Here is a 16,810-nt window from a genome sequence, read left to right as displayed (position 1 = left end):
TAGCTCTTCTGAAAGATCAGAAATAGATAAGCTATTTAATGCTTCTTTTAATTCATCTGTTCCAAGATAATCATAAGTTAAATTCACCTTACCTAGCAATTCATTCACGTAACCATAGCTCTCAGGATGAATACTCGTTTGATCTAGCGGCTCTTGGCCATCAATAATTCGCAGGAAGCCAATACATTGTTCATATGTTTTAGCACCTAATCTCGGAATCTTTTTCAGTTCCTTTCGGCTTTTCAGCTTACCATTTTCTTCTCGATAACGAATAATATTTTGAGCGACCGTCTTATTAAGACCTGACACATATTGAAGCAAAGAAGAAGAAGCCGTATTTACATTCACTCCCACCTGGTTTACTACTGTTTCCACCACGAACGTTAATGAATCATTTAGCTGCTTTTGAGAAACATCATGCTGATATTGTCCAACACCAACTGATTTTGGATCGATTTTAACAAGTTCGGCAAGCGGATCTTGTAACCTTCTCCCAATTGAGACTGCACTTCTTTCTTCCACCTGAAAATTTGGGAACTCGTCCCTAGCGATGTCAGAAGCAGAATAAACGCTAGCGCCCGCTTCATTTACGATTAAATAAAAAATATTTCTAGATTGATGTTGCAAAATCTCCGCAATAAACTGTTCTGTCTCTCTAGAAGCTGTACCGTTTCCGATTGCTACCATTTCAATTGAAAATTTTTCAATGATTTCAGTTACTTGCTTTACACTTTCTACTTTTTTATTAACAGGAGGATGCGGGTAAATAACATCAATCTTGAGTACTTTTCCTGTTTCATCAATAACTGCCAGCTTACACCCAGTTCGATACGCAGGATCTACAGCCAGGACAACCTTTCCTTTTAGAGGCGGTTGAAGAAGTAGCTTTCTCAAATTCTCGGAAAAGATATGTATAGCCTGTGCTTCAGCTCTCTCTGTTAGCTCTTTTCGAATCTCTCGTTCGATAGCAGGAGCAATTAGCCGCTTATATGCATCTGTAATCGCTTCTTCTACTAATGAGACAACAGACGATTTCGTATTTTTAACAAATCCTTTTTGTATGTATCTAAAAATGCCTTCTGTAGATACGTTAATGGATACTTTTAATATCCCATCTTTTTCCCCTCTATTCATAGCTAACACGCGATGAGGAACAATCTTGCTTACAGATTCCTTATACTCATAATACATTTCATATACATTTTTTTCATCTTTTTCATGAGCTCTAGCTTCGGTTTCAATAACGCCATGTTTAAACGTATAGTCTCGAATCCACTGACGATAGGAAGGCTCGTCAGATATAATCTCCGCGATGATATCTTGAGCACCCTGTACGGCATCCTCCACGCTATCGACACCTTTTTCCGTAGATATGTATAGCTGTGCTTTCTCTTTAACTGCTTCTAAAGGAAATGTTAAAATCCATTGAGCAAAAGGCTCTAATCCTTTTTCTTTTGCAACAGTTGCTTTAGTTCTTCGCTTTTGTTTATAAGGTCTATATAAATCTTCCACTTGCTGTAACTTTGTTGCTTTTGCAATAATTGTAGCCAGCTCATCCGTTAGCTTTCCTTGCTCTTCAATCAAGCGGATAACTTCTTCTTTTCGGGTATTTAAGTTCGTTAAGTATGTCCACTCGTCTAAGATTGCTCGAATTTGCACTTCATCAAGAGATCCTGTTTGTTCCTTACGGTAACGAGCAATAAACGGAACTGTATTTCCCGCTTCAATTAAATTTATTACATTCTTTACTTGCTTTAAAGGAAGGTTTACTTGATCACTTACATGCTTCATTACATCAGTTGTTTGCACTTTTGCTATGGCCGTCAACTCAATCTCTCCTAGCAATGTTTTCTTTTAATTGTAACAAAACTCACATGTATTAGCACATGTGAGTTAAAATTTTACATCATTAATTTGTTGGTAGCTCTCCCAATATGAATGTTACATCGTCTTTGTGAGAAGATAGTTTCGCTTTCAGTTGAGCGGATAATTGCTCTATGTTCATCCGAGAACTAAAAAAGGCTCTAACTTCTTTTAAATCTAATCCATCCGTATGAATTAAAAACTGAGAGTTCGGTTCATATGGAAAAGTCTGAACCTGAATTTTTTGTTTTCGACCTGATAAAAACCCTTTTACAGGTAAAGGATACGTAAGATTTCCGTCTGGGGCATATAGATAAAAACGAATATTACCTACGTTCGTGTACGAAAAATGCCGGCTGCGTTTATCAAACTTCAATAGAGCAACAGCGGCTCCTCTCGTCCCTTTAGTCACATCATTACACAGCATCATTAAATCATCAAGCTCAAGATTATGATTTTGCTTCGCAGTTTGAATGACAGCATCGGACGCTATTTTTGCATGTTCACCGCTTCCTAACCCATCCGCAATGGCACATAAGAAATAATCGCTAGTTTCTTTGATATAAAAGCCGTCACCACAACAGGTGTTTCCATCTTTAGGTGTTTGATGAGTGGCTGTTTTTATGAAAGATTGATTAGCAGATATACGATTCGTCACTTTTTATACTCCGCTTCGGTGAGGTCTGTTCGAGCGGCATTTCGAAGCTTATCAAGAGCTCTTCTCTGAAGACGCGATACATGCATTTGAGAAATACCTAATTTCTCACCAGCTTCTTTTTGACTCAGGTTCTCAATGAAGGTATAGCGAATGACTTCTCTTTCTCGCTCGCTTAAAACATGTAAAATCTTCTCCAAGACCAATCTTTGGTCGGTTTTCTCATAGCCTGCTTCTTTTTCACCAACTAAATCTAGAATAGTTACGGTACTGCCATCAGAATCCGCTTCAATGGAGTGGTCAACAGAGAGCGCTTGGTAGCTTTGCCCCATTTCCATCGTCTCTAAAACTTCTTCTTCCGTGACTCCAATATAATCAGCAATCTCTTGCACTTGAGGAGAGCGCTGTAATTGGGTTGTCAACTCTTCAACAGCTGCTTTAATTTTCGGACCTAATTCTTTAATTCGACGAGGAACATGCACGCTCCACGTTTTGTCACGTAAGAATCGTTTTATCTCACCAATGATTGTCGGAACAGCAAACGACTCAAAGCTTCTTCCAAACGAAGGATCATATCTACGAATTGCACCTAAAAGGCCTAACATACCAACTTGCACAATATCCTCATGCAAGCTTCGGCCTTTTGAATAACGACGGGCAATCGATTCAACAAGATTTTTATAGTGAATAACGAGCTCACTTTGTGCTTCTTCATCTTGGAATTTTTGAAAACGCTCAATTCGTTCCTGAACCTGTTCTTTAGTTAATTTCATAGGTTGAGACTGTGTTTTCATCACTCTCCACCTGCTCTCTTTGCAAATACTTTGTCATCATGAGGGTAACACCTTTAGAATTCATCATTTTCACTTCATCCATGAGCGTCTCAATTAAATATAAGCCTAATCCACCTTCTGGCAGCATCTCAACTTCTTTCGCTGTCTCGTAAGGCCCGATTTTCTCTTTTAATTCTTCAAAGTTAAAGCTTTCACCTTTATCAACCACCATAATTTCTAAGCGGTCAGAAAAAAGGCCAAAACCTACCTTAACTTCACCATTTTCATCTTCTTTGTAAGCATGCTGAACAGCATTCGTACACGCTTCACTTATTGCAATCTTCATGTCTTCAATATCATCATAAGAGAAGCCCATACGGTTTGCCACTCCTGACAAAGTTAGGCGAATGATTGCGACATAATCTGGCTTAGCTGGAATTTTCATCTCAACGAAATCATACGGTTGCTTCATTTCACGCCACCTTCTACCTGTGAATTCACATTTAAAATATCCGTCAATCCTGTAATATCAAATAATCTCTTTAAACGCTCAGACACACCAACAAACTTTAATGAACCGTTATGCTTTTTAATTGCTTTTAAAAGTGCAATAAAAACACCAAGACCTGTACTGTCCATATATGAAACGTCTGTCAAATCAATTGTGATTCTAACATCGTCTTGTTCTGCTATCTCCATAAATTTCTCTTTTAAATTCGGAGCTGTATATGCATCAATTTCGCCAGCCAACGTAATACGATATTCCTGACCAGCATCTTGAACATCAATCTTTAAATTCATCGTATCTATAAACCTCCTCAGTTTTCATAAACTATACATTCTTTACCCTTCATTCTTTCTAGTTAAACTGCTTTTTTTAAAATAATAAGGGTAAAATCGTCTCGAAGCTGAAACTCTTGTAGTTTTTCTAATTCTTTAAAAACTGCCTCAACAATTTCTTGAGGTGTCAAATGCATGTATTTACGAATTAGTTTTATAATGTCCAACCTTTCCAAAAATCCTTCTTCAGTTCGACATTCTGTTACTCCATCCGTTAATAAGATAATCATATCATCTTTGTGAAGCTCTTTTTCATACTGTGAGTACTTCACATGACGATCTACACCTAGAACTAGACCTCTTGCTTCTAAATCATGAAATGTATCAGTTGAAGCTTCATAATAGAATCCTGGTTCATGACCGGCTGATGCGTAGGTAAACAAGTTGTTAGCAGGATGGTACGTACCATAAAACATTGTAATGAACATACTCGGATCCACGTTACGCTCTACAATATTATTCAGGTTTTCAAGCACATAGTTTGGATTTTTCCGAGAATCCGGTAAGCTATCCATCGCATACTTAATCATCGACATGCACATCGCAGCCGGTATTCCTTTACCAATTACATCTGCAATCGCAATGCTAACACCACCGTTGTCTTCATCCACGAAATGAAAATAATCACCGTTCATCTGCTTGGCTGGTACGCTCACTGCGCCAATCTCTAAAGTATCCACATTATCCGGAATATTTGTTCCCAATAAATTTTGCTGAACATTTGCAGCAACTTCAATCTCTGACCGAAGCTCTCTCTGCTTACTTTTTAACGTTTGATGTTCACGTAACGCTAATCCATAGCTAATCATAACCTCTAATAAAAAATCTAATGAATGCAATACTTTCTCTGGAATATCAGAATAAATCTCTTCAATTACCTCTTTATGAATACTAACGATGTCTTCTGGCGATATTTCATTTTCTAAAGATTTGCGACTTAGCTTTTGTCCTTGGTATAAAACTTGCTCATCTTGCGTTTGAATATAATTCCCCAAAATATCCCTATATAGCTGTTTCATCTCTTTATCAAAAGACATTTATTCTCCTCCTAGCGGAGCCACTTAATTGCTTTGATTTCAGTACCGTCTCCTACATTTGATTCAATTGAAAACTCATCCATGAGACGTTTCACTCCTGGTAAACCTGCACCTAATCCTCCAGATGTAGAATATCCATCTTCCATCACTTTGCGAATGTCAGGAATACCTGGCCCTTCATCTGTAGCAATAATTAAAAGTCCTCGTGTAGTTGAACGATCCAATTTTTCAATATGAATCTGTCCTTTCCCCGCGTATAAATAAATATTACGTGCTAATTCAGAGATGGCTGTTGTAATACGCGCTTGATCTACAGTTCCAAATCCTAAATCCTTGGAAACATTTCTACCTAGCTGACGCGCCGCCACAATATCCCACTCCGTTACAATTTTTACACTGGATTGGAATTCCATCTATTATTCCCCCAGTTCCGATTGGAGTTTCTCAAGACCTTTTTCCAAGTCAAGCGCAGTAAAAACATCATTTAATCCAATACCTAGTTCCACTAAGGTAATAGCAACAGCGGGTTGAATTCCTGTTAAAACAACACGTGCCCCCATTAAACTGGACATGCTAACTACATCACCTAACACTTTAGCAATAAATGAGTCAATCATATCAATGGATGTTAAATCGATTACTACGCCTTTTGCTCCAGTTTGGTGTATTTTACTTAGTAAATCTTCTTGAAATTGAATAGCTGTGTGATCATCAAGCTCCCATTGAATCGAGACTAGTAAGTAGTCATATAATTTTAAGATCGGTATTCTCACGTTCATTCCCCCGATTCCATATCGATAATTTGACGGTTAGTCATTTCTAACGCAAATTCGATTCCTTTCTTCAACGAGTTCTTCGTAATTAGCTCATTTAAATTGATTCCTAAATTAACAATTGTTTGTGCAATTTCAGGGCGAATCCCTACTAATAAACATTTTGCTCCTACTAATCGTACAGCCTCAGCAGCTTGTATAATATGATGAGCTACCATTGTATCAACTACCGGCACTCCTGTAATATCGATTAAAACCACTTCTGAGCGATGCTTAACAACGCCTTGCAGAAGGTTTTCCATAATTTTTCTTGCACGCTCTGTATCGATTGTCCCCACGAGGGGCATAACTGTTATTTTATCAAATACCGGAATTAGCGGCGCTGACAATTCTTGTAAAGCTACTTTTTGTAGCATAACCGTATTTTCCCATGAACTTGAATATTGCTCTACTACCTTGTTATAAACAGGACTAAGCCATTTATCAAAATGATAAAAGATTTCCGAGTGTGCTTCTTTGTTAGAAGTTCCTTCGTTTAGATACCCTTCCACAACAACATGTCCTAACTCACGCAAGCCTTGCGTTAGGTATCCAAGTGGCCATCCTAGCTTGACAACTTTTTCTACAATATCTTCGAGTTCATTTGAAAACTCATTTAAAGAACGAAATGCATTCGATAAAACTACATTCACAAAATCTGAACTAACGTTTACATAAACTTGTTCCGATACAACACTTTTAATTCGACCCGTTTCAATATCATTCATTGTAACAAGCCAACGTTCAAATATATCCGCTTTAGATTGTTGAATATACTCAAATAACTTCTCTTGATTCATGAGCTCCTCCTTGTAAGAAATCACATTTCTTTATGCTATTCAGCTATTTTTTACCATATTTAATAAACCCATTAAATAGATTTCTTCTTTCAATATACGTTTACTAGTTATTCTTCGTCAAATTAAAAAAGTTGCCCTTAAAGGAGCAACTTAGTATAAATGGAAGTATAATTCTAAAAGTCGATAAGTCCTACACTGATTTGCAAGGCATCATCCACTCTGTCCATCATTTCATCATCTAAATGGGTGATTTTATCAGTTAGTCGCTGTTTGTCAATTGTTCGAATTTGCTCTAGCAAAATAACTGAATCGCGCTCAAACCCATACTTTTTCGCATTAATTTCTACATGCGTAGGCAACTTTGCCTTTTGAATTTGAGCAGTAATTGCAGCAACAATGACAGTCGGACTAAACCGATTTCCAATATCATTTTGGATGACAAGTACAGGGCGAACGCCTCCTTGTTCTGAGCCAACAACAGGAGATAGGTCAGCAAAATAAACGTCGCCGCGTTTGACTACCAAGACATTAACCCCCGCTGACTAAACGATCCACTGTGTGGTTTGCTTCAGACTCAGCTAAAAAAGCTTCAGAAGCAATGTTTAAATTTATCTTTGCCATCTCCATATATCCGCGACGCATAGACTCGCGAATATGGCGTTTTTTTCGCTCACGAAGGTATAATTTCGTTGCTTGGTAAATAAATTCGCTTCTGTTACCATTTTCTTGTTTCACCATAAGATCAAGTTCCGATACTAAATTTTTCGGCAATCTTACCAGGATTTCTGTAGTTGCGCTCGCTTCAGACACAAACATACACCTCCAACATCAATACACACACCAATAGTCTCATCTTTCCTTATCATAACACTCATACGTATTAATGGAAAGTTAATTCTGTCAATTTCTACACTATTATTGTCAATCGACGCATTGTTTTATGCATAAATTTAATTTTTAAGCTGAATATTTATTAAATCCTACGTCAATTTTGTTCGTTCAACAAGTAGTTAGTAATATTCACTTGCTCTTGATTCTTCACAATCACCCTTGGTACACGAGCTGAAATCATACAAGGTACTTCGTAGTTAATAGTTTCCAAGTGCTGTGCTACTTGATCAATGGATATTTGCTCGTTGCCCTGCTTACCAATAAGCGTCACTTTTGTGCCTACTGGATACTGCTCTGGAAGGCGTACCATTAGTTGATCCATACAAATACGTCCCACCACAGGAACTTTTTTTCCTTTAACAAGGATAGTAAAGTTATGAAGCTTTCGAATCCATCCGTCCGCGTAGCCAATTGGAACCGTTCCAATCCATTCTGCTTTCTCTGATTCATACGTAATACCATAGCTAATACCACTACCTGGCTCTACTTTTTTAACATGTACAAGTGTACTATGCAATGAAAAAGCTTCTTTTAAAGGGACAGAAATGATTTCCTTCATCTCTGGCGACGGGCTTAACCCATACATTGAAATCCCTAGTCTAGCAGCGGTAAACAAATTCTCAGGTTGCTGAAAAATAGCCGCACTGTTTGCACAGTGAACCAGAGGAGGATTAATTCCTAAAGACTGAATAAGCTGCACTACGCTTTGAAACCTGTGATATTGATTTTGAAAGTAAATTGAATTTAGTTCATCTGCCGTTGCAAAGTGAGTAAATACTCCCTCTACTTCCATAAAGGATTGTGATTTTAACAGTGTTGCTACTGCCTTGATCTCATCATCACTTCGTAAGCCTAGTCTTCCCATTCCAGTATCTATTTTCAAATGAATAGTTAACCTTCCATTATTAGCTTGGTCTGCAATTACTTCTTCTATCCATTGCTTACTATAAGCAGTTATCGTAACATTCCATTTAATAGCCTCTTTAACATGAAGAGGCGGCACAGCTCCTAGTACTAAAATGGGGGCTTTAACCCCTTTCTGACGAAGTGAGATTGCTTCATCCAAAAATGCAACTGCTAACATATTAGCACCTGCTTGTAGTGCTAAATCTGCTACTTCTACATCTCCGTGCCCATATGCATTTGCTTTCACTACAGCCATGAGCTTTTGATCCGGTTTTAATAACTTTTTAACTTCTTGAACATTATACAAAATTGCATCTGCATTAATTTCTGCCCATGTTTCTCGGTAAAATGCTTTAACCATTGTGACACTTCCTTTTTCAGAACCATTATAAACATATGCTACTTTGCTAGTATAATACATCCAAAATTAAAGTTCATTAGAAGGAAATAAAAATTAAACTAAACAGATTTGAATTTTCTCACAAATGAAACCAAATCCAATTAAGAAAACAAAAAGACTCGCTATTCGCGAGCCTGTATTAAAAGTAGTTATTTGCCAAGCTGAGTTTGAACTGAATTCGCCACTTTACTCATCTCTTCAGACGTTAAGTTTTCTGAAGCAATCATAAAGTCAATTCCATCATAAGACCAAGAAAGCGTCTTATCCGTTAGTGCTCCAACTGTAAATCCTAAATCAAACGGCTCCCCAGCTGTTAAAGTAGCTGTAGAGGCTGCTGTTTCCGCTACTTTTGCTTTCTCTTGAACAAGCGTAAACGACTTTTCACCTTCATACTTTAAAACAATTCGCTCACCGTTTTCGCCTTCAACCTTTTTCTCCTCTGCTAGCTTAACGCCTTTTGGTAAGATTTCTGGATAAAGCACACCGAACTCATCAGATTTCTCTGTAGCCATTGTTGGAACATCAATTTTAGCCCCTGTCATGTTGCGTTTCGTATCAAATGCACCCTTATCAAACTTTGAATCAACTTGTACTTTTGAAAAATCCACTTCAATTAGTACCTTGTTGTCTGTATCCATAATTTTTACAGATACAGGTGTTAAATCCTTTTTATTTAGCTTAATTTCTTGTTTTGGCAACATCGTGCTATTTTGGTAATTTGTTTTTGTCTTAAATACATAATGTTTATCCGTCGACTTAAATTCTGCACTTTCATCCTGCACAATGTCTTGCACTAACGATTCATATAAATAAGCTTGGCTACTGTTTTGTGGCCAATCGCTTTGGAAACGGAAGCTTTTGTTTAAGGCTGGTGTTAAGACAAAGACACCTTCATCGTTGCGCAAAATCATTTGACTTTGGTCTTTCTTCGTATTTTTTAAGTTTACACGATAATACGTTGGCTTACTGTGCCAAATTTCAACGTCATATACTTGCGCGTCCTTGCCTGTATTTAGCTTCATTTCTGCTTCAGCTTTATACCCTTTCATATCTTCAATCTTAGCATCTAGTGCATCCGTTACGTCTTGCTGACTTTTTTCGCCACAAGCAGCCAATAGTAATAGTAAAAAGGCGCACGCGAATAACCCAATAAACTTTTTATGCATCTCCCCAACTCCTTTTATATCATGTCATACCTACATGTCGAGAGAAACAAGATACTACCTGTCTCCCTTGTCCGCAATATGAATATATGAAGTTGGGAATATGAATATGCAGACTAGCTTGACGAGCTTTCAATAATTACCTGTGTTACAACATAATGTTGACTGTGTGAAATGGAGACATGAATGTACTTGTTATCGCTTTTATTTAGCGTATAAAGCACTGGTTTTCCACTATGTTCATTTAGAACTTCAATATCTTGAAAACTTAAATCTTTTCCTATTCCTGTTCCTAATGCTTTAGAATAGGCCTCTTTCGCTGAAAAACGACCTGCTAGAAACTCAATCTGCCTTTTCCCTTGGAGTTTATCGTAGCTCGCCTTTTCATTTTTTGTTAAAATACGAGTAACAAACGAAGATTGTCTTTTTGCAAGCTTTTCAATTCGATCTAGCTCGGTAATATCCAGTCCAATCCCTTTAATCAATTGCTCTTCACACCCTTCTATCTTTTTGTATACTGCATAAAATAAAGAAATGCACCTAAAACAAACTATACTAAGTTCCTTATGAAAGGAAGTGGTTGCGATCTTTGTTCGAACCGAAAGCTTTCGCGAATTCAGAACCTACTATCCAATTACATTTCTACTACTTTGTATTCATATACTCTTGTGGGCTTTATTTTTAATTCCTGCCCAACCTATTCAATCCTTATTTTATAACTTTGTTGGTTATAACGGTGCCATTGGCCAAGGAGAATATTGGCGCTTGGCAACATCCATGTTTCTACACAACAGCTTTGCTCATTTACTGTTTAACTCTTTTTCACTATTTTTATTTGCACCACGTTTAGAAAGAGAGCTATCACGCTATAAATTTCTTGGTTTTTATATCGCGTGTGGCTTATTAGCAAATGTACTTACTTTTATCATTCAGCCTGCTTACTATAGTCATGTAGGCGCATCAGGTGCAATCTTCGGCATTTTCGGTGCCTATATTTACTTCATTCGAAACAAAACAATTTATTTTACAAAAAGCGATCAACAAATTGTCATTGTGCTCTTAATTATAGGGTTACTATCTGGATTTTTAAATAGCGGAGTAAATAACGTTGCTCATATCGGTGGCTTTATAAGCGGCTACCTATTAACAATTTTGTTTGCCCGTAAATAACAGGAGAACAGTTCTTTAAACGAACTGTTCTCTTGTTATTTTACAATAAACGTAGATCCATTTACTATTTCGATTCTTTCATATGTTTTTAAATCATTCATCAGCTGAAAGAGCGCTGCATCTTTTTGTTTTGCTTCAATCATGCAATCAATCTGTGGTATTGTCCCAGAAATTGATTCTAAAAATTGATAAAACTCTTCTGCATTTATGTAGTCTGCATGGGCACGAAAGTCTTTTGAGCTTTTTGGACTCGAGATGTGCATTTTCAATGGAAGCTTTTCTTGTTCCCACGTAGCAACAATTCTAGACCAATATTCTGTCCAATCAGGATTTTCATGATTAGCTTGATGGTGATGCAAATCAAATATTAAAGGAATGTTCAATTTTTCGCAGAGGTATAATGCATCCTGAACAGAGAATGTTGTATCATCATTTTCAAGCATAATCATTTCTTGAATAGAATGAGGTACTAGTCCCCAGTTATGAATAAACTGCTCAAGCGCTTTTTCTTTGTCGTTATAAGCTCCTCCTACATGTAAAACACAGCGGTTTTTAGGTAATATCCCCATTCCTTTTAACAACTTTTTATGCATTTGAAGGGTTTCAAGGGAATGCTTTAAAATATCTTTATTTGTAGAGTTTAGCACAACAAAATGATCGGGATGAAAATCAACGCGCATCGGATTCCTCTCTAGGAACTGACGAATCTCAAGAATGACCGGCTTTAAAGCGTTCATGTAGTTCCAATCACTAATCTCTGGGTGATTGGCAAGGGGAATGAGTTTTGAACTAAGCCGAAAAAATTCCACTTCACTCCAAACATTATGCTTCAATAACCTTAAACAGTTTTCTAAGTTAGAAATAGAAATACGCTCTAATTTAGAAATAGCAGCTTCTCGGTTTTGAATTCGTTGAAACTGCGCAAAAGTCATCGTCTGAGACGGAGACGCATTCTGTAATTGAACACTCATTGCTACATATCCTAAGCGCACTAAAGTTGACATAGAAAACACCTCACTTTCCGTTTAGTATTTCCTAATGGCAAAAAAATAAGCGAGCCAATTGGCTCGCTTTTCTTTTATGCTTTTGTACGTGAATCTTTGCGGTTGTTTTGGCGATTTCCTTGACCACCGCTATTATTGCTACGGCGCTTATCTCCAAATCGCTTAGAGTTTCCACGACGGTTTTGTTGTGAATAGTTTTTAGAATTAGAGCGTGAACGACCACTGCCGTTGTTACCACCACGTCTGTTCTTATCACCTTTTCCAACAACAGGTGGTTCAGCTGTTAAGTTTACAGGCACATCGTTTGGCTCTTTTGTTGCTAACTTAAGTGCTGCTGCTACTAATGCTACAGATTCATTTTCTTCTAGTAGCTCTTCAGCTAATTGCTTATAGTAAGATAAGTTACCTGTTTTTACTGTTTCAACTAACTTATCTGCAGCAATACGCTGTTGACCTTCTAATGCTTCATCCAATGTTGGAGGTGTCATCCGATCCATTTTACGCTTAGTTGTGCGCTCAATGTTGTGTAATTGACCAGATTCTCTTGGTGTTACAAACGTCATCGCTGCACCCATTTTACCCGCACGACCTGTACGTCCAATACGGTGAACATAGCTTTCTGGATCTTGTGGAATATCAAAGTTATAAACGTGAGTTACGCCTGAAATATCTAGTCCACGAGCAGCTACATCTGTAGCAACTAACACGTCAATAGAACCTTCTTTAAATTGACGCAAAACAGATAGACGTTTTGCTTGCGTTAAATCACCATGGATTCCTTGAGCTGAATAGCCACGTACGTTTAGAGCTTCTGATAACTCGTCAACACGACGCTTTGTACGACCAAAAATAATAGCTAATTCTGGTGACTGCATATCTAAAAGACGTGTTAACACATCAAATTTACGTTTTTCTTGTACTTCAACGTAGTACTGTTGAATGTTTGGAACTGTTACTTCTTTTGCTTTTACTTTTACAACTTTAGGTTCGCTCATGAATTTTTCAGCAATGCGGCGGATTGGGTCAGGCATTGTTGCTGAGAATAATAGCGTTTGATGATTTTCAGGAACATTAGATAAGATTTTTTCAATATCTTCAATGAATCCCATATTTAACATTTCATCCGCTTCATCTAATACAACAGTGTGAACATCTTGTAAGCGAAGTGTACGACGGTTAATATGATCTAACATACGTCCTGGTGTTCCAACGATAATGTGAGGGCGTTTCTTTAGAGCGCGAATTTGACGGCTGATATCTTGACCACCGTAGATTGGTAAAACACGAACGCGTTTTGTTTGTCCAATCTTATAAAGTTCTTCAGATACCTGTACAGCAAGTTCACGTGTAGGTGCGATAATTAAACCTTGAATTGCATCAACGCTTGCATCTACTTTTTCGATAAGAGGAATACCGAATGCTGCTGTTTTACCAGTTCCTGTTTGTGCTTGTCCAATTAAATCATGACCTTGTAGCGCTAAAGGAATTGTTTCAGACTGGATTGGTGTAGCTTCCTCAAAACCCATTTTACTAACAGCGTTGTTTAGCTGTTGACTTAAACCTAACTCTTGAAATAATGCCAAATTTTTCAAACTCCTTCTATATTTAGACTATCTATATTTTACAAAAAAAAGCATTCCCCGATACCCGGAAAATGCTCTAAACGATTACTTAATGAAATCAACGTTTAGAGAATAAGCATCTCAAGACACTCAAACTACATCATAACACTATGAGTTTTTATTTGCAATAGAGCTTATTCTATTATTCCTCTTCTTATTTCGACATCACTTTAGTGATTACCTCTTCAAGCTTCATACCTCGAGATGCTTTCACCAATACAATATCATTTGAAGAACTAACAGATTGTAAGTGATCTGCTAACGTATCTTTATCGTCAAAATGAAGAACTTTTCCTTCTTGAAAATTCTCTTGTGCTCCTGAGGCAATCTCCTTACTTAGTGGACCGTATGTAAATACATATTCCACTGCAGCAGGGTCAATAAATTTTCCAATCTCTTTATGAAATTGTATTTCTTGATCACCAAGTTCGAGCATATCCCCCAAAACCAAGATTTTCTTGTTATAACCTTGAATCTCATGGATTAACTTAATCGCTGCTTTCATTGATGTTGGACTTGCATTATACGCATCATTAATAAACGTTAATCCACTCTCAGCCTTCACTAATTCCATTCGCATATTTGTCAGCTTCAAGCCAGCTAATCCTTGTGCAATTGTTTCATTACTCAGGTTAAAATAGCGACCAACAGCAATAGCAGCCATCGCGTTATGTGCATTATGCTCACCTAATACAGGAATGAAAAACTTTTGTGTTTCACGTGAAACGAAAAATGTCGTTCCATGTTCTTCTCTTGTCATATCCGTTAAAAAAAGGTCATTATTTGGTGAACTTCCAAACGTAATGGCTTTAAACTTTGGATTATTCACTCGACTTGTTAGAAGTGGTTCATCACCATTAAAGATAAATTGTCCTTGCTCAGATAAACCGCTTGTAATTTCAAATTTTGCTTCAGCAATTCCTTCTCGGCTACCTAAATCTTGCAGATGGGATTCACCAATGTTTGTAATGACAGCAACATCAGGCTCAGCCAGGTTTGAGAGAAATTCAATTTCACCGCGACTACTCATTCCCATTTCAAGGACAGCAATATCAGTATCTTCTTCCAAACGCAAGATTGTTAATGGCATACCGATATGGTTGTTAAAATTACCTGCTGTTTTCAAAACTTTATACGTTGTCGATAAAACAGCATCCACCATGTCTTTTGTTGTTGTTTTCCCGTTACTTCCTGTAATTCCTACCACTTTTACCGCTAATTCATGACGGTACGCTTTTGCTAATTGCTGTAGTGCTTCAAGCGTATCATCTACTAAAATGACAGGTGCATTTTGTGGAATATCTTTTTCATCTTTGTTCCATAAGGTTGCCACAGCACCTGCTTCAATTGCTTTTTCAACAAATTCATGTCCATTGAAGCGATCACCTTTAATTGGTACATATAAATTTTCTGGTTGCAGTGTTCTTGTATCAATTGAAACACCTTTAATATGAACCTGTTCGTCACCATGAGCTAAACTGCTGTTTGGAATCATCTTCACCACATCTTTTAGCTTTCGATTAATCATAATGCTTATAACTCCTTTCGCAAAAAGCAGAAACACTATTCATTTTGAATAGTGTCAGCCTTTTTCTTACATCGTATGTTTAATTTTTTGCTTTTCATCATGACGCTGAAGCGCTAAATCCACTAATGTTTCAATTAACACCGGATATTCAACACCTGCATGCTTCCATAATAATGGGAACATACTAAACGGTGTAAACCCTGGCATTGTGTTTACCTCATTAATGATTAACTCGCCTTCTTTTGTTAAGAAGAAATCAGCACGAACAAGTCCTGAACCGTCAATTGCTTTAAATGCTTTAATTGCCAATTCTTTCATTTCTACATATGTTTCTTCGCTAATTTCAGCCGGGATAGCAAGACCTGTGCTACCATCTTCGTACTTAGCTTTATAATCATAGAAAGCAGCCTTTGGTAAGATTTCTCCAACAACTGAGCACGATGGATCATCATTACCTAATACACCGATTTCCACTTCGCGTCCAATTGCCGCTTCTTCAATAATAATTTTACGGTCAAATTGGAATGCTTCCTCAAATGCCGCTTCTAATTCTTTGCGATTATCACACTTACTAATACCAACGCTTGAACCTAAGTTAGCTGGTTTGACAAAGCATGGGTAACCTAAGTTTTCCTCAACAACTTCATATGCTGCTTCACGGTTCTCATCCCACTCTTTGCGAATAAAATATTCATATTTTACTTGCTTTAAACCTGCTTGAGAGAAAAGTTGCTTCATCACGACTTTATCCATCCCTGCTGCAGATGCTAAAACGCCGTTTCCTACATAAGGTAGGTTTAATAATTCTAACAGCCCTTGGACTGTTCCATCTTCACCGTTTGGACCGTGTAAAAGTGGGAAAATTACATCAAGCGTTTCTTCATTTTTCACGTCGGATAAAGCAAACATATTTGTATTTAAAGATACTGGTGAAATGACCGTACCACTGTTACTAATTTCAAGTTCGTTTACTGTTTCAAGTGGACCCGTCAACTTTGTACCGCGAACCCATTCGCCTGTTTCAGTAATATAAATTGGATGTACTTCGTATTTATCATGGTTAATTGCTTTTGTTACTGCTAAAGCTGTTTGTAAAGATACTTTATGTTCAGCGGATTTTCCCCCGTATAAAAGACCAAGCTTAATTTTCACAAGTGTTCCTCCTAACACAATTTCATCTTTTCTATTTTATCACTTTCTCTATCCTTATAGGAAACAGTTTCTTTCTTTATTACTTATGTAAAACGTGGGCAGATGTGAGTCAAATTATAATTTATTTTTGACTTACCTGCTATCATAACAGCTTCTGTTCAAATCAGTAAGAGAATTCCAACTCCAATAAAAAA

19 protein-coding genes (1 of these 19 only partly in view) are annotated in these 16,810 nt (G+C 37.3%); 1 reads left to right on the top strand and 18 read right to left on the bottom strand.

From position 1 onward, the window contains the following. The 14 genes from LZP85_RS20415 to acpS form a co-directional block, all read right to left on the bottom strand. Positions 1-1,791: the 5' portion of a Tex family protein gene (locus tag LZP85_RS20415; RefSeq protein ID WP_226639778.1), read on the bottom strand. 357 nt of this gene lie to the left of the window's left edge; the window shows 1,791 of its 2,148 coding nt (coding positions 1-1,791); its start codon is at positions 1,789-1,791; its stop codon lies beyond the left edge, outside the window. Positions 1,792-1,909: 118 nt separating this feature from the next. After that, positions 1,910-2,521: a PP2C family serine/threonine-protein phosphatase gene (locus tag LZP85_RS20410; RefSeq protein ID WP_224840392.1), complete on the bottom strand. Its 612-nt coding sequence runs from the start codon at positions 2,519-2,521 to the stop codon at positions 1,910-1,912. Beyond that, on the bottom strand, positions 2,518-3,312 hold the full coding sequence (gene sigB / locus LZP85_RS20405) for an RNA polymerase sigma factor SigB (protein WP_025910613.1): 795 nt from the start codon (positions 3,310-3,312) through the stop codon (positions 2,518-2,520). The genes LZP85_RS20410 and sigB overlap by 4 nt, the downstream gene beginning before the upstream one ends. Then, complete coding sequence (rsbW, locus tag LZP85_RS20400; protein WP_061785866.1) at positions 3,278-3,763, bottom strand: anti-sigma B factor RsbW; 486 nt, start codon at positions 3,761-3,763, stop codon at positions 3,278-3,280. The genes sigB and rsbW overlap by 35 nt, the downstream gene beginning before the upstream one ends. Next, on the bottom strand, positions 3,760-4,092 hold the full coding sequence (locus LZP85_RS20395) for an anti-sigma factor antagonist (protein ID WP_025910611.1): 333 nt from the start codon (positions 4,090-4,092) through the stop codon (positions 3,760-3,762). The genes rsbW and LZP85_RS20395 overlap by 4 nt, the downstream gene beginning before the upstream one ends. Positions 4,093-4,154: 62 nt before the next feature. Beyond that, positions 4,155-5,168, bottom strand: coding sequence for a PP2C family protein-serine/threonine phosphatase (locus LZP85_RS20390; protein WP_119542897.1), 1,014 nt, complete (start codon positions 5,166-5,168; stop codon positions 4,155-4,157). Between the two features lie 11 nt (positions 5,169-5,179). Next, positions 5,180-5,581 (bottom strand): anti-sigma regulatory factor, encoded by a 402-nt coding sequence (locus tag LZP85_RS20385; protein WP_025910609.1) that lies wholly within the window; start codon positions 5,579-5,581, stop codon positions 5,180-5,182. A gap of 3 nt (positions 5,582-5,584) precedes the next feature. After that, positions 5,585-5,947 (bottom strand): STAS domain-containing protein, encoded by a 363-nt coding sequence (locus tag LZP85_RS20380; protein ID WP_035321022.1) that lies wholly within the window; start codon positions 5,945-5,947, stop codon positions 5,585-5,587. Continuing rightward, the gene (locus LZP85_RS20375) at positions 5,944-6,780 is read right to left on the bottom strand and encodes an RsbT co-antagonist protein RsbRA (RefSeq protein WP_119542898.1); all 837 of its coding nucleotides are present in this window, start codon (positions 6,778-6,780) and stop codon (positions 5,944-5,946) included. Before LZP85_RS20375 ends, LZP85_RS20380 begins: the two co-directional genes overlap by 4 nt. 173 nt (positions 6,781-6,953) lie before the next feature. Next, entirely contained in the window at positions 6,954-7,304 is a 351-nt protein-coding gene (locus LZP85_RS20370; protein ID WP_025910606.1) for a type II toxin-antitoxin system PemK/MazF family toxin, read from the bottom strand. A gap of 4 nt (positions 7,305-7,308) precedes the next feature. After that, a complete protein-coding gene (locus LZP85_RS20365) occupies positions 7,309-7,590 on the bottom strand; it encodes a CopG family ribbon-helix-helix protein (RefSeq protein ID WP_025910605.1) in 282 nt (93 codons plus the stop codon). 175 nt (positions 7,591-7,765) lie between these two features. Continuing rightward, the gene (alr, locus tag LZP85_RS20360; protein WP_119542899.1) at positions 7,766-8,938 is read right to left on the bottom strand and encodes an alanine racemase; all 1,173 of its coding nucleotides are present in this window, start codon (positions 8,936-8,938) and stop codon (positions 7,766-7,768) included. A gap of 188 nt (positions 8,939-9,126) precedes the next feature. Continuing rightward, the gene (locus LZP85_RS20355) at positions 9,127-10,143 is read right to left on the bottom strand and encodes a LolA family protein (RefSeq protein ID WP_025910603.1); all 1,017 of its coding nucleotides are present in this window, start codon (positions 10,141-10,143) and stop codon (positions 9,127-9,129) included. Positions 10,144-10,256: 113 nt separating this feature from the next. After that, positions 10,257-10,625, bottom strand: a complete 369-nt coding sequence (gene acpS, locus LZP85_RS20350; RefSeq protein ID WP_025910601.1) for a holo-ACP synthase — start codon at positions 10,623-10,625, stop codon at positions 10,257-10,259. A gap of 91 nt (positions 10,626-10,716) precedes the next feature. On the opposite strand from acpS, the gene LZP85_RS20345 reads away from it, so the two are divergent. Beyond that, positions 10,717-11,310 carry a rhomboid family intramembrane serine protease gene (locus LZP85_RS20345; protein WP_224840390.1) on the top strand — a complete coding sequence of 198 codons (594 nt, stop codon included), beginning with the start codon at positions 10,717-10,719 and terminating at the stop codon, positions 11,308-11,310. Positions 11,311-11,345: 35 nt separating this feature from the next. On the opposite strand, the gene uvsE is transcribed toward LZP85_RS20345, so the two are convergent. From uvsE to LZP85_RS20325, 4 genes are all read right to left on the bottom strand, one after another. Further along, positions 11,346-12,314, bottom strand: coding sequence for a UV DNA damage repair endonuclease UvsE (gene uvsE, locus LZP85_RS20340; protein WP_119542900.1), 969 nt, complete (start codon positions 12,312-12,314; stop codon positions 11,346-11,348). A 74-nt stretch (positions 12,315-12,388) separates the two neighbouring features. Beyond that, the gene (locus LZP85_RS20335; protein ID WP_119542901.1) at positions 12,389-13,897 is read right to left on the bottom strand and encodes a degradosome RNA helicase CshA; all 1,509 of its coding nucleotides are present in this window, start codon (positions 13,895-13,897) and stop codon (positions 12,389-12,391) included. A 193-nt stretch (positions 13,898-14,090) separates the two neighbouring features. Beyond that, positions 14,091-15,464, bottom strand: coding sequence for a UDP-N-acetylmuramoyl-tripeptide--D-alanyl-D-alanine ligase (locus tag LZP85_RS20330; RefSeq protein ID WP_119542902.1), 1,374 nt, complete (start codon positions 15,462-15,464; stop codon positions 14,091-14,093). A 66-nt stretch (positions 15,465-15,530) separates the two neighbouring features. Then, positions 15,531-16,616 carry a D-alanine--D-alanine ligase gene (locus tag LZP85_RS20325; RefSeq protein WP_062686440.1) on the bottom strand — a complete coding sequence of 362 codons (1,086 nt, stop codon included), beginning with the start codon at positions 16,614-16,616 and terminating at the stop codon, positions 15,531-15,533. Positions 16,617-16,810: the final 194 nt, after the last annotated feature.

It is taken from the genome of Priestia flexa, from assembly GCF_021441905.1.
In the GTDB taxonomy this organism is placed as follows: Bacteria; Bacillota; Bacilli; order Bacillales; family Bacillaceae_H; genus Priestia; species Priestia flexa.
Note: the sequence above shows the minus strand (reverse complement) of the source record. Positions and strands in the feature narration are given on the sequence as shown.